Origin of the sequence: Clostridium sp. HBUAS56010 (assembly GCF_007115105.1) — a bacterium.
In the GTDB taxonomy this organism is placed as follows: Bacteria; Bacillota; Clostridia; order Lachnospirales; family Lachnospiraceae; genus Lacrimispora.
Map to the genome: position 1 here is coordinate 1 of NZ_SULJ01000050.1, position 483 is coordinate 483.

At 45.8% G+C, this 483-nt stretch carries 1 protein-coding gene; it reads right to left on the reverse strand.

All coding sequences use genetic code 11. From position 1 onward, the window contains the following. A partial coding sequence (locus tag FAY33_RS19150) for a transposase (RefSeq protein WP_185967735.1) occupies positions 1-483 on the reverse strand: 483 nt, incomplete at both ends.

Consider the following 483-nt stretch of genomic DNA (forward strand, 5'->3'; position numbering starts at 1 on the left):
TCTTCAAATCTGCCATAAGCACCTTGATGTCCTTGTAGGAAACAAACCGGGTAGAATTGCGGATCTGATGGATAATACAGTGCTGCACCTCGGCTTTCGGAAAGACAGCTTCGATTGCCTGTGGGAAACCAGTAAGGCCATCAATGCAGGCAATTAAGATATCTTCAACGCCACGGTTTTTTAGCCCGTTCATAATGGAAAGCCAAAACTTAGCACTTTCATTTTCACCAACATACATTCCCAGGACGTCTTTATGCCCGGTCATGTCAATACCGATTGCAATGTAAACGGCCCGCTTTACAATGCGTCCTTCGTGCCGTACATGATAGTGAATGGCATCCATGAAGACTACCGCATAGATTTCTTCCAGAGGACGTTCCTGCCATTCACGGACAATGGGCAGGATTTTATCCGTGATCCGGCTGATGGTGCTGTCTGAGATATCAATGCTATAAAGCTCACGCATATGACTTTCGATATCTG